Here is a 23198-nt window from a genome sequence, read left to right on the forward strand (position 1 = left end):
TTATTAAACATTTTTTATATTTTTTAGTCATCTTTTTAATTATATTATAAAAAATAATAAACACTATAAACATCTTAAAATATTTAAATAACACGAGAAAAATATGCCACAAATTTTAAATAACCAAAATAGTAATTTAAATATAAAAAATATTAAAAATTTAATTAAAAAATACCCATCTCCATTTTGGATATATGATTCTGATACTATATATCAAAAAATAAAACTACTACAACAATTTGACATTATTCGATTTGCTCAAAAATCTTGTTCAAATATCAACATATTACAGCTAATGAGAAAAAAAAACGTTAAAGTAGACGCTGTTTCATTAGGAGAAATTGAACGTGCACTATGGTCTGGTTTTAAACCAAATACAAACGACATAATTTTTACAGCAGATGTTTTGGAAGAAAATGTATTAGATAAAATTATTCGTTATCAAATACCAGTAAATGCTGGATCACTGGATATGTTAAAACAATTAGGAAAAATTTCTCCAGGACATCATATTTGGCTACGAATTAATCCAGGATTTGGACACGGACATAGCAAAAAAACTAATACAGGTGGAGAAAATAGTAAACACGGTATTTGGGATCCAAAATTAGCAATACCTATCATAAAAAAATATAAATTAAAATTAATAGGATTGCATATGCATATTGGATCAGGCGTAAACTATATACACTTGAAAAAAGTATGTGAATCAATGATAAAACATGTTCGAGAATTAAAACAAGATATCTCCTCTATTTCTGCTGGAGGAGGGCTGCCAATACCTTACCATTTTTATGAAAAACCTATTAATACAAAAAAATACTTTACACTATGGAATTCAGCGAGAAAAAAAATATCTAATTTTATCGGAAAACATGTTACTTTAGAAATTGAACCGGGAAGATTCTTAGTTGCAGAGTCAGGTTTATTAGTCTCGCAAATACGCGCTGTAAAACAAATGGGAAACAAAAACTTTATTTTAATCAATGCTGGATTCAATGACCTAATTCGGCCAACTATGTACGGTAGTTATCATCATATATCACTTATACCCGGAGACAATAGAAATCTTGATCAAAAAAAAACAATAGATACTATTGTTGGCGGTCCGTTATGTGAATCAGGCGATATTTTTACGCAAAATGAAAAAGGATCTATTAAAACTAGACAGTTGCCTATCGCAAAAGTTGGAGATTATCTAATTTTTCATGATACTGGCGCTTATGGTGCATCAATGTCATCAAACTATAACACAAGACCACTAATTCCAGAAATATTATTAGATAATAATACAGATCGCATTATTCGACGACAACAATCAATTGAAGAAATACTAAAATTAGAAATATAATTCTATTTTTTATAAATAATTTTTATATTCTTAAATAATTATTTAAAACGGAATACTAAAATATGTATATTCATTTTCCAAATTTCAGTCCTATCTTTGTTTCCATTGGTTTTATATCGATTTATTGGTATGGATTAATGTACTTAATAAGTTTTACATTTATTATGTGGTACGGAAAAAAAATTGCAATAAAAAAAAAATGAAATGGAATAAAAACGAAATTGAACAACTATTTTATTTAATTTTTTTAGGTTGTTGCATAGGTGGACGTTTAGGGTACATAATTATTTACAATTTTTCATATTTTTCTCAAAATATACCACAAATTTTTTATATATGGAAAGGTGGTATGTCTTTTCATGGAGGATTAATAGGCGCTACTGTTACAATTTTTTACCTATCTTTAAAAAATAAAAAAAACATATTCGAGATATCTGATTTTATTACACCGTTAATACCATTCGGATTAGGAGCAGGTAGATTAGGAAATTTTATTAACTGCGAACTGTGGGGTCGTATTGCACCAAATTTTCCATACGCAATGTTATTTCCAAATTCACAAAATCAAGATCTTCAAACAATTATTAACCACCCACAATTAACACCATTGATAAAAAAATATGGTGTATTACCTCGTCATCCTTCACAGTTATACGAATTTTTTTTTGAAGGCGTTGTTTTATTTTTAATAATGCATATTTTTACTCGAAAAAATAGAAAGTTAGGCAATCCAACTGGATTATTTTTAATTTGTTACGGAATTTTCAGAATTATTATAGAATTTTTCCGAGAACCAGATCAACAAATAGGATTGTTTAAAAATATAATCACTATGGGTCAAATACTATCAATACCCATGATCATTACTGGTGTTTTTATTATCTTAAAATCATCATACAAATAAAATCTATATAACAATATATTAAACTAATAAAAAAATCATTAAAAATAGCCATCCAAAACAAGATTAAAGAAAAACAAGAATATCATCTACTTTTGGTTACAATATGAAATTTAATCTAAATCATGATTCTCCATTAATTAAAACAAAAATATCATATTCCATCTATCATTTATGAATTACTATGGTTCTGCAAAGGAGACACAAACGTTAAATATTCTAATGAAAATAAAATATCAATCTGGAATCATTAGACTGATACATCTAGAAATGTAAATTCAATTTATAGAAAATAATAGCGAAATTGATATGTATCAGAAAAAATCAAATTAATCAAAGGAGAAATACATTACAATTAATACAATACAATTCTAATTCTCCTAAAACAGTAATGTCCAGCTGGAATGTCGGTTAAATACATAATATGCCATTATCACTACGTCGTGTATTTTTCAATTTTATGTATTCATAAATACCTAATTTGTCAGATTCATCAACGTTCTTGTAATGTATTTGTTAGATCACCATTTAACATTGCAAATTATAGAACACTCATACATATGATAGCATAAACAATATAATCTAAAATTTAAAGAATTGTTCTGGACGGTTGACGACGTACATCTATAAAATAACCATATTGAATTAAAAAAAATGTTAATTCTTAAAACATCGCGTACTACCAAAATTGATGATTGTCAAAAAAAAATAAAATCGTGATTTCAGTATGCTTTTGAAGATTCTAATATTATCGGATATAATCCACATCCTAATATTAAGGGTAAAATATCCATATAAAAACTTACTGCAACATTCTAAAAAAAACAAGTGACTATATAATAATGAAATACATATATATAAAAACATGGGGCTGTCAGATGAATGAATATGATTCTTCGATCATAAACATGTTGCTGACTAAAACACGTAAATATTCCATTACCACCATTCCAGAACGAGCTGATATTTTTATATTAAATACTTGCTCTATACGAGAAAAAGCTCAAGAAAAAGTTTTTCATCAATTAGGACGATGGAAAAAATTCAAAATTAAAAATCCGAAGACAATTATTGCTGTAGGAGGTTGTGTAGCTAATCAAGAAGGAAAAGATCTCCTTAAAAGAGCCAATTATGTAGATATTATTTTTGGCACGCAAACACTCCATAAACTACCAAATATGATTGATCAAGTTCAAAAAAAACGAAATACATTAGTAGACATTAGATTTCCAAAATTAGAAAAATTTAATCATTTTATTAATTCTCAAAAAATAGGATATAGTGCAAATATTTCCATTATGGAAGGATGCAATAAATATTGTTCATTCTGTATTGTACCATATACAAGAGGGCGTGAAATCAGTCGTCCGTGCAATGATATTATTTTTGAAATATCTGCATTATCTAAGAAAGGAGTAAGAGAAATAAACCTATTAGGTCAAAATGTTAATGCATATAAGGGTTTAAAATTTAATGGAAAAATTTGTTATTTTGCAGAATTATTAAGATTAGTTGCAGAAATAGACGGTATCGATAGAATTCGATTTATAACAAGTCATCCGCGTGAATTTACCGATGACATAATTGAAGTTTACAAAGATACTCCTAAACTAGTTAGTTTTTTACATCTACCAGTGCAAAGCGGATCTAACAAAATACTACAATTAATGAAGCGTGCATACACTACTGAAGATTATAAAACTATCATTGATAAATTAAAAACTGCACGACCAAATATTCAAATTAGTTCTGATTTCATTGTTGGATTTCCTGGAGAAACTGAAATAGAATTTCAGCAAACTATGCAATTTATAAAAAATATCAATTTCGATATGAGCTTTAGCTTTATATATTCTCCTCGTCCTGGAACACCTGCCGCAAGAATCAAAGATAATATTGATATTCAAGAAAAAAAAAACCGTTTATATATTTTACAAAAACGTATTAATATACAAACAATGTCATGGAGTCGAAAAATGTTTAATAGCATACAATCTGTTTTAGTTGAGAATATTTCTAATAATAATTTAACACATTTATCTGGCCGAACTGAAAATAATAGAATTGTTACATTTCCTGGATCACCTGATATGATCGGAAAATTTGTTCATGTAAAAATTAAAAACGTACATACTCATTCATTACAAGCAGAATTAGTTTAAAAATATACAATAAATGAAAAATAATATTATACATCTTCAGATTAATTGTAAGAATAAAAAACACATACCAAAAAAATCATATTTTTTAAAATGGATCAATACTATTTTAAACAAAAAAAAAACATTAATATTATCACTATTCGCATAGTTGAAGAATTAGAAATAAAAAAATTAAATTTAATGTATAGAGGGAAAAACCTAACAACAAATATTTTATCATTTGAAATAAACAAAATGATTCAAAACCACTGTATATTACTAGGCGATCTAGTATTATGTAAAAAAATTATAGAAAAAGAATCAGAGCAATATAATAAAACGCTAGAATCGCATTGGGCGCATATGATTATACATGGAACGCTACATTTATTAGGGTACGATCATCAAACTCATCAAGAAGCATATAAAATGGAAAAAACAGAAAATGAAATCATGTTATTATTAAATTATCCAAAACCAAATACTTGAAATATTGTCAACAAAATTCAACAAAAATATTTTAAATTACACATTTTTATTATAGAAATAGAATAGTATGTTCGAAAATAGACAATTGAATATTATGAGCGACAACCATTCAAAAAATTTAAATAAAATTAACAGAAAAGGTTTTTTTTCTGTTTTATTACAACATATTTTTCATGATGAACCTAAAAACAGAGAAGAACTGATAGAGTTAATCCGTGATTCAGAACAAAATGCACTAATTGATCAAGATACCTGTGATATGTTAGAAAGAGTAATGTACATCGCAAGAAAACGAATTAAAGAAATTATGATCCCAAAAACACAAATGATAACATTAAAATTACATTATAACCTAAAAAAATGTCTTGATATTATTATTGCATCTGCACATTCCAGATTTCCAGTTATGAGTAATGATAACAATTATGTTGAAGGTTTTTTAATTGCTAAAGATTTACTACGGTTTATAAAAATTGAAAAGCATCTATTTTTAATAAAAGATATATTACGACCGGCAATAGTTGTTCCAGAAAGTAAATACGTAGATAGTATGTTAAGGGAATTTCGTTCAAAACGACATCACATGGCAATAACTATAGATGAATTTGGAGCAGTTTCAGGATTAGTAACCATTGAAGATATTCTCGAATTAATTGTCGGAGAAATCGCAGATGAATATGATGAGAAAGAGCAATTAAATATTAAACAATTAAAAAAACGCGTATTTTCAATCAAATCTATAACTGAAATTAGAGAATTCAATGAAAAATTTAATACAAATTTTAATGATGAAGAAGTCGATACTATCGGAGGGTTAGTAATGAAAAAATTTGGACATTTGCCAAAATGTGGTGAAATTATCAATATTAATGGTTATTTTTTTAAAATCGCTATTGCAGACAATCGAAAAGTAATACAAATACATGTAACTATACCAGAACAAAATAATCTCAATACCTTATAAAGGTAATACAATTTGTATATCTTCACAATAATTTTTAACATAATATGAAAACACTAAACATACTAAGTTAAATATTAAAATTATGCATAAATATCACATATTATAAATAAAAGGAAAATCAATTTCCATTAAGAAATACTTAAATAAATTTAATATAAAAAATATTAATATTTTCAAATTATGTATTTAAAATAGCTATAACATCATCAATGTATTCCTAAAAACAGATTTGTATACAATAATCTATTATAATGACGCATTTAACATTTTGAAAACAATTATTTTAAACATAATATTAATCTAATTTAAAAATTTTATACAAAAAATATAAATTTAATTCTATAAAAACATCTATACTTTTAATTAATCGTTTTTATGTTTTTAAAAAATACTTTATCTAAATATTTATAATACAGTTTATAGAGAAAACTAATGAATAAGGAATATTTACCTAAAAATATAGAATTTTATGTTCAAGAATATTGGGAACGTAATAAAACTTTTCAAGTTCAAGAAGATACAAAAAAAGAAAAATATTATTGTCTTCCGATGCTACCATACCCATCCGGAAAATTGCATATGGGTCATGTTCGCAATTATACTATTAGTGATGTAATTGCCAGATATCACAGAATGTTAGGAAAAAACGTTTTACACCCAATCGGGTGGGATGCATTTGGCTTACCAGCAGAAGAAGCTGCTATAAAAAATAATATTCATCCTGAAAAATGGACATATGAAAATATAAAATACATGAAAAAACAACTAAAATCATTAGGTTTTAGTTATGATTGGACACGAGAAATAACTACATGTAAACCAAATTATTATAAATGGGAACAATGGTTTTTCACTCAATTATATAAAAAAAAATTAGTTTATAAAAAAATCCGATCTGTTTATTGGTGTCCTCATGATAAAACTGTTTTAGCCAACGAACAAGTTGTAAATAATTGTTGTTGGAGATGTCAAAACCAAGTACAAACTAGAAAAATTCCACAATGGTTCATGAAAATAAGAAAATATGCTGAAGCTTTATATCAAGATTTAAAAAAATTAAATCAATGGCCTGAAAAAGTCAAAAACATGCAAAAAAACTGGATTGGAAGATCTAAAGGATTTGAAATTACTCTAGACATATTTAATAGTGAAAAAACAATAAAAGTATTTACTACACGACTGGATATAATAATGGGAGTAACATGCGTTTTAATATCACCATCACACAAATTATCTATAGAATTGGCTAAGAAAAATAAAAAAATAAAAACATTTCTTGAAGAAAATATGAATGTCTCGCAACAATCAATAGAGAAAAATAAATATAACGGTATAAACACTAATAAATTTAGTCTCCATCCTATCACAAAAACAAAGATACCTATATGGATTACAAATTTTATCATCCAAAACTATGGAATTACTTCAAGTTTATCTGTGCCAGGTCATAATAAAGATGACTGGAATTTCGCAATAAAAAACAAATTAAAAATAAAATATGTTATCATTAACGCTGATGTTAAAAAACATAGTACACCTTCTTTATTTACAGAAAAAAAAGGAAAATTATACAATTCTCAAGAATTTAATGGTTTAAATTTTGAAGAAAGTACAAAAAAAGTTAGAAGTATACTGTTTCAAAAAAAAATTATACGAAAAAAAATTCATTATAAATTACAAGATTGGTGTATTTCAAGACAGCGTTATTGGGGCACTCCTATTCCGATGGCAACACTAAAAAACAAAAAAATTGTACCAATACCATCAAAAGATTTGCCTGTTTTACTACAAAAAATAAAAAAAAATACTTTCTTGAATTCAAGTTCAACTCATTTTCATTCTAAACAAAATACAGTTTATATTAATCAAGAAAAAGCAGTGCGCGAAACAGATACTTTTGACACATTTATAGAATCATCTTGGTATTATGCAAGATACACATGTCCAAATTTTAATACTGGCATGCTTAACCCAGTTGCATTAAAATATTGGCTACCAATTGATCAATACGTTGGAGGAATAGAACATGCAATTATGCATCTTATTTATCTTAGATTTTTCCATAAATTACTACGCGATTTTAAATTTTTAGAGTTTGATGAACCTGTAAAAAATTTATTGTGTCAAGGTATGGTGCTTGCTGAAACATTTTATACAATTGATAAGAATTCTCAAAAAAAGTGGGTCAATTCATCTCTCGTTTCGACAAAAAGAGATGCCAAAGGCAAGATAATCACCGCACATATTAATAACGGACAACAAGTGATTTATGCCGGTATGACAAAAATGTCTAAATCAAAAAATAACGGCGTTGAACCTGAATTAATTATTAAAAACTATGGAGCTGACACAATACGTTTGTTTATGATGTTTGCTGCTCCTATAGAATCATCATTAGAATGGACGGAATCTGGTGTTAAGGGAATACATCGATTTTTAAAAAAATTATGGACATTAATATTTAATTATTTCCAAATAAAAAATACTCATAAAAATATAAATTTCAATAATTTAAATAATCAACAGTGTGAATTACGTTATTTTTTACATGAAACAATCCATAAAGTTTCCAACGATATGAATAATCAAAAAACATTTAACACTGCAATTGCTGCAATTATGAAATTAGTAAATCGTTTAATAAAAGCTCCAATGGAAACAGATCAAGATAAATCTATTATGCAAGAATCATTAATGTGCGTAATTAAAATGTTATATCCATTTACACCGCATTTCTGTTTTATAATTTGGGGATATTTCAATAAAAATAGTTGTATTGATTATGAAACGTGGCCAATCTTTAATAAAAAAATACTGCTCAAACAATCTTATGTAATTGTCGTACAAATAAACGGAAAAAAGCAGTGCACTATAAACATATCTAACAATTTAAATAAAGAAGAAATTTATGAATATGCAAAAAATCAAATAATTATTATAAAAAAATTAAAAAAATCTTTGATTAAAAATATTATTTATATTCCAAAAAAAGTAATAAATTTCGTCATTGTAACGTAAATGTAAACCATAAAAAAATTATTATTTAAACATGATGTACATATATTCAGAAGATCTTGAAAAAAAATTATCAAAAAAAATAAATTCTTTTTACGTTCTTGTAGGAAAAAATTTAACTTTATTAAATAATAATCAAGATTTAATTGTACAATTTGCAAAAAAAATTGGCTTTCAAGAACGTATTAAAATAAACGTTTCCCAACATGAAGATTGGGAAAAAATTTTTAACTTTTATACTCAAAAAACAATGTTTTTTAAAAAAAGCATATTAATTATTAATTTCCTAATTAGTATGTCAAATACTAAAACTATGAAAAATATTAAAAAAATATTTTTAATGTGTAATTCGGACATTATAGTTATTGTCAAACTAAATCAATTGTCTCAATGGTTTAAGATAAATATATTGTCACAAACATTTCAAAATAATATTGATGTAGTACACTGCTCTACTCCACATAGTACACACCTTAATAATTGGATAAAATACGAAATTCAAAAAAAAAACATAAATATAGAAAACACTGCTATTACATTATTAAAAAAATACTATGAAGGAGAAATTTTTTTTATATATAAAATTTTAGAAATTCTGCCGATGATTTGGCCTAATTCTTTAATTACAAGACGTCATATAAAAAAAATTATTTCTAACTTTTCTTCATTTTCAGCATATCATTGGATAAACGCTATATTTAACTGTGATAAAAAACAAGCTCTATATATCCTAAATATTTTCCATAAAAAAAAATATAATGCATTGATTCTAATACGTGCTTTACAAAAAAAATTATTAACTTTAATAATAGAAAAACGAAAAAAACATTTTACAAATAAAAAAATTTTAAAAAATAAATATGTTTTCAATGAAACAAGAAAACATCTTAAACAAATTGACCAAAATCAATATCACAACATTTTTTTTTATGCAATTAAAATACTTGTTCAAATAGAAATAAAAATAAAAAAACAATATAGTTATTCTATATGGATGCAATTAAAGAAGTTAACTTTAATTCTATGTACATGTAAAAAAACGCTTTAATTTTAAAAATGCAAAATTGTATATAATATTTGATGAAAACTTTAATCATATTTATTATGGTCATGTTTGATGCATTGGAAAATTACGTACAAGAAACAGCTGTAAAAATAGTGTTTTACCTAATAATAATCTACAATATAAAAATTCAAAAAAATCTATAAAATAGATCGACTAAATATGATAAAATCATCTATTTAAAATTGTCCAGCATCTAAAATTAGTTATTTAAAAAAATAAAAATCCACTATTAATAATCTAACAAAATAAAAAATTGGACATTTTCAACCTTTATGTTTTATTATAAAAACTATTGACAAAATTTTTATCTCTAGGAAAATAAAAAAAACTATTTTAATTGTTTTATTTGGTGATTTTACTAAAAACGTGTATAAAAATAACATTAAATTATAAAAAATGAATTAATTGTTAATTTGAATTTATTAAATCAAACGCTAAATGGATAAATTTAATTTTTAAAAATATCAGAAATCAATATTTATTCGAAAAAGGTACGAAAAATTGCCATGTTAATAAGCATATTTATGGACTTAGAGAAAAATAGAAAATATCTTATATTAAAAACTATATGTTCATAAAAAAAATAATTCTAATTAGCATTATAAACGTACAGTGTACACTTTATAATTTATAATATTTTAAAATATATATGAAAAGTAAAAACATACTAAATCTACTTGGTCTACGATGTCCAGAACCGATTATGATGATTAGAAAAACATTACGTAACATGCATAACAATGAAAAAATATTAATTTTAACAGACGATCCTTCAACAAAAAGAGATATACCAAATTTTTGTTATTTTATGGAACATAAACTATTAAAAATGGAAGTTAAAAATGCACCATATAAATACCTATTAAAAAAAGGATTATAAAATTATAATTTTAATTTGTAAACAATATAAAATATAAATAATGTATAATACTTACTAAACGTTTTAAATTGTTTTCATTTCCAATCAACAACGCTTTGCTAAAAAAATAAAATTATATCTTAATTAATAAATTTAACATTCTACGCAAAGGTTCCGCAGCACCCCATAATAATTGATCTCCTACAGTAAATGCAGAAAAATATTTTTTTCCTATATTTAGTATCTTAAATCGACCAATAGCAATATCTAATGTACCAGTAACAGAAATAGGATTTAACTTTTGCAATGTATTTTGCATATTATTGGGTATAATATTGACCCACTGGTTATGCTCAGAAATAATTTCTTCAATATTATTTAAGGACAACTGTTTATTTAATTTAACTACAAACGATTGACTATGACAGCGAAGTGAACTAATTCGAACGCAGGTACTATCAATAATTACTGGCGAACGTAATCCTAATATTTTATTTGTTTCGATTTGTCCTTTCCATTCTTCTCGAGTTTGACCATGATCCATTTTTTTATCAATCCAAGGAATTAAACTACCTGCTAAGGGAACAGAAAAATATTTCTTTGGAAAAATCATGCTACGAGATATTTCAGTAACTTTTTTTTCTATATTTAAAACAGAAGATGTAGACTGAAATAAATCATTAGAAATTGTACTGTATATCATTCCCATTTGTTCTAATAATTCAATTATATAACGCGCACCTGCACCAGATGCCGCTTGATATGTTGAAACAGCTACCCATTCAACTAACTTTTTTTGAAATAATCCCCCTAATGACATTAACATCAGACTAACTGTACAATTACTGCCTACAAAAATTTTAATTCCTTTTTTGATAGACTCCATGATCATATTGTAGTTTATTGGATCTAATATAATTACAGCATCATCGTTTGTTCTAAAAAAAGAAGATGCATCAATCCAATACCCTTGCCATTGCTTTTTTTTTAATTCAGGATAAATTTTTTTAGTATATTCACTACCTTGACACGTAATTATAATGTCTGTTTCTCGTAACGACTCAATATCATAAGCATTTTGTACATTATGACTAGTAACATTATTTATTATAGAACAATATGTTCCAAACTGCGATGTTGAAAAAAAAATAGGATTAATATTACAAAAATCATTTTCTTCTTGCATACGATTAATTAAAACTGATCCTACCATTCCTCGCCAACCAACAAATCCAACATTTTTTTTCATAAGTTATATATATGGATTTTAAAAAAATAATTCTAAAAAAATTATTTTTAATAATAAACTTTCCATCTCCTAAAAAATAATAGAACAAGCAAGAAAATTTTATATATAAAAATATAATTTTTATATACATTAAATATTCTATCTTAATTTTAAATTGAAAGCATTCATTTTAAATATATTAAATGTTTGGTGTCTAAGAAACAAAACAAATATTTTTGATAATTTTTTTAAAAAAAAAATATACTAATATATGTACAATATTATTTTTCAAAGTTTCTGTTTTTTCAGAAAAATATACAAAATTTTTCAAGGATATTATAAATTCATATGACTAAAATATTTTCTACAACCATGTTATTAGTTCTGATAATGGATCCTTTAGGCAATCTTCCAATATTTATGACAGTGCTAAAAAATTTAGAACCAAAACGTCAAAAAATTATAATCGTACGAGAAATGCTTATTGCATTAATTATAATGTTACTATTTTTGTTTGTTGGAGAAAAAACACTTGTTTTTCTTAATCTAAAAACAGAAACTGTTTCAATCTCTGGAGGCATCATTTTGTTTTTAATTGCTATTAAAATGATTTTTCCTACTGAAGAAATTACAAAACAAACAAATATCGCTATCCATGAAGAACCTTTTCTAGTCCCTTTAGCAATACCATTAGTAGCTGGACCATCTTTATTAGCAACATTAATGTTATTATCACATCAATGTTTACATAATATGTTTAATTTAATTATATCATTATTAATAGCATGGTTTTTGACAATTTTAATATTATTACTATCTAGTATGTTTTTAAAATTGTTTGGATCAAAAGGAGTAAACGCTTTAGAACGTTTAATGGGTTTAATTTTAATTATGCTATCTACACAAATGTTTCTTGATGGAATTAGAACATGGTTTAAAAATTAAAAATATTAATTTTACCTGTTATAAAAATAAACAACATAACAGGTAAATAATTATTTAAAAAATCAACATCTATAGAGAGATAATATAAATAAATGAAAAAAATGACTGAATTAAATATAACTGACAAACGAGTTTTAATTAGAAGTGATTTAAACGTTCCAATGAAAAACAATATTATTCAATCTGATGCAAGATTAATTGCGGCTATGCCAACAATTCAATTAGCTGCAAGCAAACAAGCTAAGGTAATCGTTATGTCACATTTAGGCCGTCCTAAAGAAGGACATTTTTCAAAAAAATATTCTCTATTTCCTATTTTTGAATACTTTAAAAAACACATGAAAAATACAAAAATATATTTTTCTAACAATTATTTCGATAAATGTATAGTTAAAAATGGCGAAGTATTAATATTAGAAAATGTTCGTTTCAATTTAGGTGAGTTAAAAAACGACAATTTATTATCTCAAAAATATTCTAATCTTTGTGATATATTTGTTATGGATGCATTCGGCAGCGCTCATAGAATGCAAGCATCAACATATGGTGTAGGCATGTTTTCAAAAACTGTATGTGCTGGACCTCTCTTGATTCGAGAAATTAACGCGTTAAAAACAGTATTAAAAAACCCTAAACGACCTGTAACTGCAATAATTGGAGGGTCAAAAGTTTCAACAAAATTCAACGTTTTAAATAAATTATCACAAATTGCAGACACAGTAATAGTTGGAGGAGGTATTGCGAACACTTTTTTAGCTATTGATCATAATATTGGAAAATCACTATACGAACCAAACTTCATATCTAAAGCCAAAAAATTAAAAAATAAATATAATATCATTATACCAATCGACTCTCGTGTAGGAAAAAAATTCTGTAAAACTGAAAAATCTATTATTCGATTGCCTGAAGAAATTAAACAAGATGAAGAGATTATGGACTTTGGCGATCAAACAATCAAAAAAGTTGTTAATATTCTTAAAACATCCCAAACAATCATTTGGAATGGACCAGTTGGAGTGTTTGAATTTCCTAATTTTTGTGTAGGAACTAAAATAATTGCAAAAACAATTGCAGAAAATACAGGTTTTTCCGTAGCTGGAGGAGGAGATACATTATCTGTAATTGATATGTTTAACATCAAAAAAAACATTTCTTATATCTCAACTGGCGGCGGTGCTTTTTTAGAGTTTTTAGAAGGAAAAATATTACCTGCAATCCATCTTCTTCAAGAACGTTATAAACAATAATATCATCAATTAAAAATATTTATAATTTATGTAATAGGAAAATATTAAATATGCTAAATAATATTAAACCTGGAGTTGTGACAGGAGATGAAGCTAGAAAAATATTCGAATTAGCTAAACAAAAGAAATTTGCAATACCAGCCGTGAATTGTATAGGAACCGATTCAATAAATTCCGTTCTAGAGACAGCTGCACGAGTAAAATCACCAGTAATTATACAATTTTCAAATGGAGGTGCGTCTTTTATTGCTGGTTATAAACAACGATTTTCTTCTTGTCAAGAACAAGCTATTCAGGGTGCTATATCTGGAGCACAACATGTACATTTAATAGCTAAAAATTACAAAATACCTGTAATACTACACACAGATCACTGCGATAAAGAACATTTACCTTGGATTGATGGTTTACTGAAAAAAGGCGAAAATTATTATAAAGTTTATAAACGACCGCTATTTACATCACACATGATTGATTTATCAAAAGAAAATCTGCAAGAAAACGTATCTGTTTGTAGAAAATATTTTATCAAAATGAATAAAATAAACATGCTGTTAGAAATGGAACTAGGTTGCACTGGAGGAGAAGAAGATGGTGTAGACAATACCAATTTAAACAAAAAGTTGCTTTATACAAAACCTAAAGATGTAAATTTCGCATATCAAGAACTCAATAAAATTAGCCCAAATTTCAGTATTGCCGCTGCTTTTGGAAATATACATGGTGTCTATCAATCTGGCAATATTGATCTTCAACCTATAATTTTAAAAAAATCACAAGAATATGTACAACGAAAAAACAACTTAAAAAATAACCCATTAAATTTAGTATTTCATGGTGGATCTGGTTCCGATGTAAAAGATATACAAAAATCTATTAAATATGGTGTGGTTAAAATGAATATTGATACTGATATTCAATGGGCAGCATGGAATGGAATATTAAAATTTTATATAAAAAACAAAGAATATTTACACAATCAATTAGGAAATCAATATAATAAAAACCAACCAAACAAAAAATATTACGATCCTAGAACATGGATTCGACAATCCCAGAAATCTATGTCAATAAGATTAGAGCAATCGTTTAAGCAATTAAACGCATACAATATATTATAAATTGTTTACAAAAATTTAATTTCGGGGAATAAATAAAAAATATTCTCCGTAATAATTTTATATCTAAAATAAAAATTTAATATATGAGTCATTATAAAAAATGACTGTTTCAAACTAATAAATAATCTTTTCAAAAAAAAAACAAAATATGTATTATAAAAATGCATATTCATAGAGAAAAAAGATGGATGATTTAAATTTAATTAACAATATTAATCACATAGGAAACTGGTTAATACACAATCAAGAATCATTATTTGGATATATGCGAAATTTAACATCAGTAATATTTGTTTTGATTGTTGGAATGTTTGTAGCTAAAATAATATCCAATGGAGTTAATCAAGTATTAATTGCCCGTAAGATTGATCTTACTATTTCTGGATTTTTATCTGCATTAATACGTTATGTTATCATTACATTTACATTAATTGCAGCCTTAGGAAAACTTGGAGTGCAAACAACATCCATCATTGCCATATTAGGCGCAGCTGGAATGGCTATTGGTTTAGCTCTGCAAGGTTCTTTATCTAACTTTGCCGCTGGTGTATTATTAGTGACTTTAAGACCATTAAAATCTGGAGAATACGTTAATTTAGGAAATGTTTCAGGAACAGTTTTAAACATACATATTTTTTATACAATGTTGCGTACTCTAGATGGAAAGATTGTAGTTGTACCAAACAACAAAATCATTTCTGGCAACATTATTAACTATTCACGAGAACCAGCACGACGCAATGAATTTATTATAAGTGTATCTTATGATTCAGATATTGATTTAGTCATTAAAGTTTTAAAGAAAGTAATAGAAAATGAAGACCGAGTTATTAAAGATCGAGATATTATCGTTGGATTAAGTGAATTTGCTCCATCTTCTTTAAATTTTGTTGTACGTTGTTGGAGTAATAATAACGATCTAAATGAAGTATATTGGGATCTAATGGCACAATTTAAAAAAGCATTAGATAAAAATAATATTAATATTCCAAATTCACAAATTGATGTTTATTTATATAAAAAAAACTAGAATAATATTCTACACAAAACAACATTTTAAATTTTTCATTTTTTTTAAAATTGTTATTTTTTTATAAGAGGCAGTCATGCTTATTATTTATAAATCCAATGATTTTCAATTTTTATTAAGAAAAATATATTATATTATCCAAACACAACCACTAAATAACATATTTCAAAAAGAAATTATTATACACGACAATAAAATTTTATTTCAATATTTAAATATGTTTATAGCAAAAAAAATTGGGATTTCTGCACATTTTAAATTATATCACCCTTATGTGTTTATGTGGAAATTATTTAAAATTATTTATCCTAAAAAGAATATAAAAAATATGTTTACTCCATCTATTTTAACCTGGAACATTATGAAAATTCTAGACAAAAACATATTTTTTCATTTTTCTAATACTAAAAAGGATACCTTAAAAAAATTTCAACTCGCATTTTTTATGGCTAACATGTTTGAAAAATATCTTATTTATCGGCCATCTTGGATTAATCAATGGGAACAAAATAAACATATAAAAAATATTGATAAAAAACAATTATGGCAAATAAAAATGTGGCAAGAAATAATACGATTAAACAAAGAACATAATCAATCTATTTGGCATTTTCCACATTTCTTTTCATATTTTCAATCAGATTTACATTCGAAAAACATAAAAAATATTAAATTACCTGATCGAATTTTCGTTATTTCTTCATTCTCTTTAAGCCCATCATATATAAAAATTTTTGAAATCATCAGTAAATATATTCATGTTTATTTTTTGCATGTTACACAATTTAAAAACAACAAATGCAGGAATAACACTATAAAATGTAAAAAAACTAAAATACATTCATACACAAAAAATATACATCCATTAAATTACTCATTAGAAAAATTATGGGGACAATATGAAAAAATATACTTATTAAACATTAATAATATCAAAAATAATAAAGTTATACATTATGTTAAAAATTATCAAGAAACCAATTTATTAAATCAAATAAAAAATACTATTTTATCATCTTGTTATATTCAAAAAAACTTAAAAAAAAAATATTAGATCCGAGCGATAATTCTTTTTCTATTAATATTTGTTGCAATCAACAACATGAAGTTGAAATTTTACACAATACATTATCAAATTTGCTAAATAAACATTCCAATATCAAAACACATGACATTATAGTTACTTCCTTCTCTATTGATGATTATATTTCACATATAAAATCAGTATTTCAATTAAAAAATAAAAACACAATTCCATTCTCTATTTCTAAAAAATATTCAAAAAAAACTGAAGTTATGATCTTTGTATTTAAAAAAATGTTAAACTTGTCAATCAGTCGATTTAGTAATCAAGAAATACTAGATCTGTTAGATATTCCAGAAATAGCAAAAAATTTCGATATTTCAGAAGATGAAATAGATATTTTATATTATTGGATTGAAAAAATAAACACCAGATGGGCTGTAAACCAACAACATCAACGCAATTTATCATTACCAAAAATTAATCAAAATACTTGGTTTTATAGCATTGAAAAATTAATGCTAAGTTTTTCTATGAACCATAAAAAACACATTTGGAACAACATAACAACAAGTGCTTTTATTGATAATTCCAGATCTAAATTAATAGGAAAACTTGCAGAGTTCATAAACATCTTGAATAAGTGGCGAAAAAAATTGTTACGTTCACAAAATTTATCATATTGGGATAAAATGCCAAAACTATTAATTCATGATATTTTTTATACTAATCAAACAACACAACAATCTTTTGAAATTATTCAAAAAGTATGGAATAACATGATTTATGACAGTTTATTGTCTAATTATACAAAAAAAGTCCCCATTAGTATCCTAAGAAAAAATTTTATATATAATATTAATCGTTTTAAAAATGAACAGTTGCATCCTGGAGGGATTAACTTTTGCCATCCATCAATGATATGTCACATACCATTCAAAGTAATATGTATTATCGGTGCAGATAATAACCAAATTAGTTTTAAAAAAGAAATCTTAAATCATATTAATTTACTAAAACAAAAACCATTAATCGGAGATGTTAATTTATATGAACAACATGCTTATTTATTTTCTCAAATGTTTTCTTGTGCTAAACAATATTTCTATATTAGTTACATTAATTTTTCTATCGAAAAAAATACTAAACAATATCCTTTAATATTTGTTGATCAATTGTTACATTACATTTCACATAATTTTTGCTTTATTGGAGATGAAAATTTAAATATACAAGACAATACAAAAAAAATTTTTAAACATTTTCAAAAAAAGCATAATCTATTTCTATTTAGCAAAATAAAAAATGTGAGTTTTTCTAACATCTATCATATCAATAAAATTAAAAATAAAAAATTTTTCAATAAAAATTTATATATAAAAAACGCATCAAAAATATTTTTTTCAAAAAAAATCGATTTAAAAAATTTAATTAAATTCTGGCAACATCCAATACGATATTTTTGCAATATTGCACATAATATCAAAATTTATCCTCAAAAAAAACCTATAATTACAACTGAACCTTTTTCAGTTAATAGTTTCGATCGATTTAAAATCAATTCTGAATTTTTAAAAAAAATTATAAAAAATCAAAATATTCAATCTTTATTTAAATACTATACTCTGTCAGGAATACTACCTTATGGCTATTTTGGTACAACTTTTTTAGAACAACAAATACAAAAAATGTACGACATAGCAAAATTAGTCAATTTTTATAAAAAAGAAAGCCAAATAGAAAAATATAACTTGAAAATTAATGATTTTAAACTTTATGGTACATTGAGCGAAATACAAAATACTGGATTACTGCGTTGGACAGCAAGGAAAATTAACTACAGTGACCGCATCTCTTTATGGTTAGAACACTTGGTCTATTCGATTTTAGGAAACACCGGAGAAAGTAAAATAATCGGATACGACAAACAAATTTGGTCGTTCGTTTCAATACCATCAAATATTGCAAATAATTATCTTCTGAAATATATTGAAGGCTATATGTATGGATTAAAAACACCGATTTTTCTAACACAATCAGGAGCACACTGGATCGATAAAATTTATGACAAAAAAAATCACCGTATTCACTATGAATATGATATAAAAAAAAGAGGATATAATAGTTTTTTAAAAAAATGGAAAGGCAATAGTTTTTATTCTGGCGAACAAGAAGAAGGTTACATAAAAAAAATTATTTCTAAAACCAATAAAAAAAACATAAAAAAAATTTATGCTACGTCAAAAAAATGGCTACTTCCAATATTACAATATAGAAAATACAAGTGATAATAAAAAATGTATTCTAAAACTAAAAAATTATACAAGTTAGACATATTTAAAATACCGACTTATGGTATCCACTTAATCGAATCTTCAGCAGGAACTGGAAAAACATCAACAATTGTGTTGTTATATTTACGTTTGTTACTAGGAATAGACAAAAAAATAAAACATGCTAAAAAATTTTTAGTACAAGAAATACTTGTAGTAACGTTTACCAATGCAACAAAAGAAGAACTTTATATACGCATAAAAAATAGTATTTATAACTTATATTTAGCCTGTCTGAACAATAACAATAACGAAAAGAACATTTTTACTATGTTACTAAATGAAATAACAGATAAAAATGACGCTGCTGGTATTCTTTTTAAAGCTTATCATAATATCCATAACGCTGCCATTCATACTATACATAGCTTTTGCAGAAACATGTTGCAATCGTATAGTTTAAATATAAATTATGCTTTTGAAGAAAAAATAATTGAAAATGAAGATAATTTATATATACAAGCAACACAGGATTTTTGGAGATCCTGCTTTTATAAATTACCGGAAGAAATTGCGAAAATTGTTTTTCAAGAATGTAAAAATCCTGAATATTTATTACAAAACATACAATCATTATTATATATAAAATCATTAAATTTTACAAAAACTAGTATGTCTAATGTTACTTTAATGGCGCATCATAAGAAAAATATAAATATGATCAACAATTTTAAAAAATTATGGATGAAAAATCATCCATCAATATTTAAAATAGTTAATAACGTTCAGACTAATAAAAAAATATATAGTAAATCAAACGTATCTAAATGGATCAATAATATTACTATATGGGCAAACACTATAACTAAAAATTATCATATTCCACATGTATTAAAATATTTTACTAAGAGTAATATGGAAAAAAATATAAAACAAAATTTGTCTCTGAAAAATCTTGTTTTTATAAAAACTGAAAAAATATTAAAAAAAAACATGTCTTTAAAAAATATTATTCTCTTGAATGCGTTAAGGAAAATCCCAAAAATTATACTTAAAGAAAAACAAAAACAATCACTATTAGGTTTTGATGACTTGCTAAATAAATTACTAAAAATACTGATAAAAAATAAAAATATTCAAAAAATAATAAGCAATCAATACCCTATAGCATTTATCGATGAATTTCAAGATACAGATATTAATCAGTATAAAATATTTAATTTAATATATAAAAATGATAAAAAAACAGCATTATTTCTCTTTGGAGACCCAAAGCAAGCAATATACAGTTTTCGAGGTGCAGATATTTTTTCTTATTTATATGCAAAAGATAAAATTCAAAATCACTATTATCTTGAAACTAATTGGCGTTCATCAGAAAATATGTGTAGGGGTATCAACATATTGTTTTCTTCTTATTTAAATCCGTTTATATTTAAACGTATACCATTCATACCTATATTGCCAAATTACAAAAACTCAAATATGAATTTTAAACTCCATGGTGTACTACAAACCGCAATACGATTTTTTATACCAAAAAAAAAAGAAATGTGCGCAGAAGAATATCAAATATGGATTGCAAAACAATGTGCAAACGAAATTAGTTATTGGTTACATTGCGCACGAACAGGAAACGCTACAATTGTTACTAAATCAGGAAAAAAAAAATTAACAGAAAGTGATATTGTAGTATTAGTGAAAAATAAAATAGAAGAAAAAATCATACGAAATGCACTAGAAAGTGTAAATATTCATACAATATATTCATCTCATACTTATGGTGTTTTTCAAACAAATGATGCAAAAGAGTTATTATGTATGCTCCAATCAATTTTAGATCCCACAAATAAAAAAATCTTACAACAAGCTGTTTTAACTGATATTTTTCAATCAATTTTATATGAGAATAATCATATTTTAAATTGCAAAAATCCATATTTAATTGCAGAAAAATTATATAAATATCATAAAATATGGAACAAAACAGGCATTTTTCGTGTGATTGAGAGCATAATTATAAGTAATATTCAAATTAATAAATCAGAAACAACACATCAAAAAAATATAAATTTATTACATATAGCAGAAATTCTACAAAAAAAATCTATTTTAGTTCAAAAAAAAACTGCTTTAATGCGTTGGTTACAAAAAAAAATTCTTCAAAAAAACATTTCTTCCAGTAACGAAAAAATTCGATTTATCAATAAATTGACATCAATTAAAATAGTAACTATACATAAATCAAAAGGATTAGAATACCCAATTGTTTGGATACCTTTTATGATTAATTTTCATCCAGCAAAATTGCCTATATATCATGATAAAAAAAACTTTAAAATATTTTATGATCCAGAACACAAAAAAAAAAATTTAGAATTAGCTGATAATGAAAGATTAGCAGAAGATATGCGTTTTTTATATGTTGCACTAACGAGATCAATTGTACATTGTAGTATAGGTATAACATGTATAATCAAAACAAAAAAGATAAAAGAAAAAAATAGTAAAATGTATCACAATGCTTTAGAATATCTGATTAAAAGAAAAAAATATGTTAATTATGATATTTTACTAAAAAAAATCAATTCATTAAGTATTTATCCTATTATCGATATTAAACATGACACTATTAATTGTAAAAATTATTATAAATGTACAAAAAAATGTTTTTTTTCTGAAAGACGTGTTTTAAAAAAAGATATAAAATACACTTATTCTATCACAAGTTTTACTCAACTAAAAAAAGAAAATATATTTTTAACAAAAAAAAATAATCAATACAGAAAAGAAAATTTTTTTATCGAGAATATTAAACAAAATAAAAAAAAATTAACAATACATAATTTTCCAGAAGGAAAAAAATCAGGTATATTAATACATGATATGCTAAAAAAAATAGATTTTATGTATTTAAAAAAACCTAATTGGTATTCTGATTTTTTAAACATGTATAATTTTTCAATAAACTGGACTAAAACATTAATATCTTGTATAAACGATCTCGTTAATATTCCATTAAATCACAATAACATTATCCTATCAAAATTAAACCAGCAAGAATATATAAAAGAATTAGAATTTTTTATTCCAATAAAAAATATTTTACATAGTCAACAATTAAATAATATTATTCAATCATTTGACAAAATATCTCATGTTGCACCAAAATTTTTATTTGATCCTGTTACTGGTATTTTAAAAGGATTTATTGATTTAGTTTTCGTATGGAAACACAAATATTACATTTTAGACTACAAGTTTAACTGGTTAGGTGAAAATAACAAATTTTATAGCAAAAATAATATTATTAAAGAAATTATTAAAAACCGATATGATGTGCAATATCAAATATATGCAATTGCATTACATAAATACTTAAAAAACAAAGTTAAAAATTACAATTATAATACACATTTTGGCGGTATTTTTTATATTTTCTTACGAGGGATAAACAAAAAAAATCAAGACAATGGTATTTTTTATACCCTGCCAAATTATTTACTCATTAAAAAATTATCTATTTTAATATCATAAGATG

Annotated in this window: 13 protein-coding genes and 3 pseudogenes; 15 read left to right on the forward strand and 1 reads right to left on the reverse strand. The window is 24.7% G+C overall.

Annotation, left to right across the window (positions count from 1 at the left end):
• Positions 1–103 precede the first annotated feature (103 nt).
• The 9 genes and pseudogenes from lysA (at position 104) to tusA (ending at position 10807) form a co-directional block, all read left to right on the forward strand.
• Positions 104–1351, forward strand: a complete 1248-nt coding sequence (gene lysA, locus ICW73_01370) for a diaminopimelate decarboxylase (protein ID QNS01634.1) — start codon at positions 104–106, stop codon at positions 1349–1351.
• Positions 1352–1413: 62 nt separating this feature from the next.
• Positions 1414–2255, forward strand: a pseudogene (gene lgt / locus ICW73_01375) (prolipoprotein diacylglyceryl transferase).
• 103 nt (positions 2256–2358) lie between these two features.
• A pseudogene (gene thyA, locus ICW73_01380) lies at positions 2359–3050 on the forward strand (thymidylate synthase).
• 44 nt (positions 3051–3094) lie between these two features.
• Complete coding sequence (gene miaB, locus ICW73_01385) at positions 3095–4414, forward strand: tRNA (N6-isopentenyl adenosine(37)-C2)-methylthiotransferase MiaB (protein QNS01635.1); 1320 nt, start codon at positions 3095–3097, stop codon at positions 4412–4414.
• A 90-nt stretch (positions 4415–4504) separates the two neighbouring features.
• Positions 4505–4882 carry an rRNA maturation RNase YbeY gene (gene ybeY, locus ICW73_01390; protein ID QNS01636.1) on the forward strand — a complete coding sequence of 126 codons (378 nt, stop codon included), beginning with the start codon at positions 4505–4507 and terminating at the stop codon, positions 4880–4882.
• A gap of 94 nt (positions 4883–4976) precedes the next feature.
• Positions 4977–5846, forward strand: coding sequence for a CNNM family magnesium/cobalt transport protein CorC (gene corC, locus ICW73_01395; protein QNS01637.1), 870 nt, complete (start codon positions 4977–4979; stop codon positions 5844–5846).
• A gap of 432 nt (positions 5847–6278) precedes the next feature.
• A complete protein-coding gene (gene leuS, locus ICW73_01400) occupies positions 6279–8864 on the forward strand; it encodes a leucine--tRNA ligase (GenBank protein ID QNS01638.1) in 2586 nt (861 codons plus the stop codon).
• Positions 8865–8895: 31 nt separating this feature from the next.
• Positions 8896–9909: a DNA polymerase III subunit delta gene (holA, locus tag ICW73_01405; GenBank protein ID QNS01639.1), complete on the forward strand. Its 1014-nt coding sequence runs from the start codon at positions 8896–8898 to the stop codon at positions 9907–9909.
• Between the two features lie 667 nt (positions 9910–10576).
• The gene (tusA, locus tag ICW73_01410; protein QNS01640.1) at positions 10577–10807 is read left to right on the forward strand and encodes a sulfurtransferase TusA; all 231 of its coding nucleotides are present in this window, start codon (positions 10577–10579) and stop codon (positions 10805–10807) included.
• A 112-nt stretch (positions 10808–10919) separates the two neighbouring features.
• On the opposite strand, the gene asd is transcribed toward tusA, so the two are convergent.
• Positions 10920–12035 carry an aspartate-semialdehyde dehydrogenase gene (gene asd, locus ICW73_01415; GenBank protein QNS01641.1) on the reverse strand — a complete coding sequence of 372 codons (1116 nt, stop codon included), beginning with the start codon at positions 12033–12035 and terminating at the stop codon, positions 10920–10922.
• A gap of 327 nt (positions 12036–12362) precedes the next feature.
• On the opposite strand from asd, the gene ICW73_01420 reads away from it, so the two are divergent.
• The 6 genes and pseudogenes from ICW73_01420 (at position 12363) to recB (ending at position 23194) form a co-directional block, all read left to right on the forward strand.
• Positions 12363–12959 carry a YhgN family NAAT transporter gene (locus ICW73_01420; GenBank protein ID QNS01642.1) on the forward strand — a complete coding sequence of 199 codons (597 nt, stop codon included), beginning with the start codon at positions 12363–12365 and terminating at the stop codon, positions 12957–12959.
• Positions 12960–13051: 92 nt separating this feature from the next.
• On the forward strand, positions 13052–14209 hold the full coding sequence (locus ICW73_01425) for a phosphoglycerate kinase (protein QNS01643.1): 1158 nt from the start codon (positions 13052–13054) through the stop codon (positions 14207–14209).
• A 50-nt stretch (positions 14210–14259) separates the two neighbouring features.
• Positions 14260–15330, forward strand: a complete 1071-nt coding sequence (fbaA, locus tag ICW73_01430) for a class II fructose-bisphosphate aldolase (protein ID QNS01644.1) — start codon at positions 14260–14262, stop codon at positions 15328–15330.
• A gap of 184 nt (positions 15331–15514) precedes the next feature.
• On the forward strand, positions 15515–16360 hold the full coding sequence (gene mscS / locus ICW73_01435; protein ID QNS01645.1) for a small-conductance mechanosensitive channel MscS: 846 nt from the start codon (positions 15515–15517) through the stop codon (positions 16358–16360).
• Between the two features lie 76 nt (positions 16361–16436).
• A pseudogene (locus ICW73_01440) lies at positions 16437–19672 on the forward strand (exodeoxyribonuclease V subunit gamma).
• 9 nt (positions 19673–19681) lie between these two features.
• The gene (gene recB / locus ICW73_01445; GenBank protein ID QNS01646.1) at positions 19682–23194 is read left to right on the forward strand and encodes an exodeoxyribonuclease V subunit beta; all 3513 of its coding nucleotides are present in this window, start codon (positions 19682–19684) and stop codon (positions 23192–23194) included.
• Positions 23195–23198 lie beyond the last annotated feature (4 nt).

Origin of the sequence: Buchnera aphidicola (Pentalonia nigronervosa), from assembly GCA_014622685.1 — a bacterium.
Taxonomy (GTDB): Bacteria; Pseudomonadota; Gammaproteobacteria; order Enterobacterales; family Enterobacteriaceae; genus Buchnera; species Buchnera aphidicola_BD.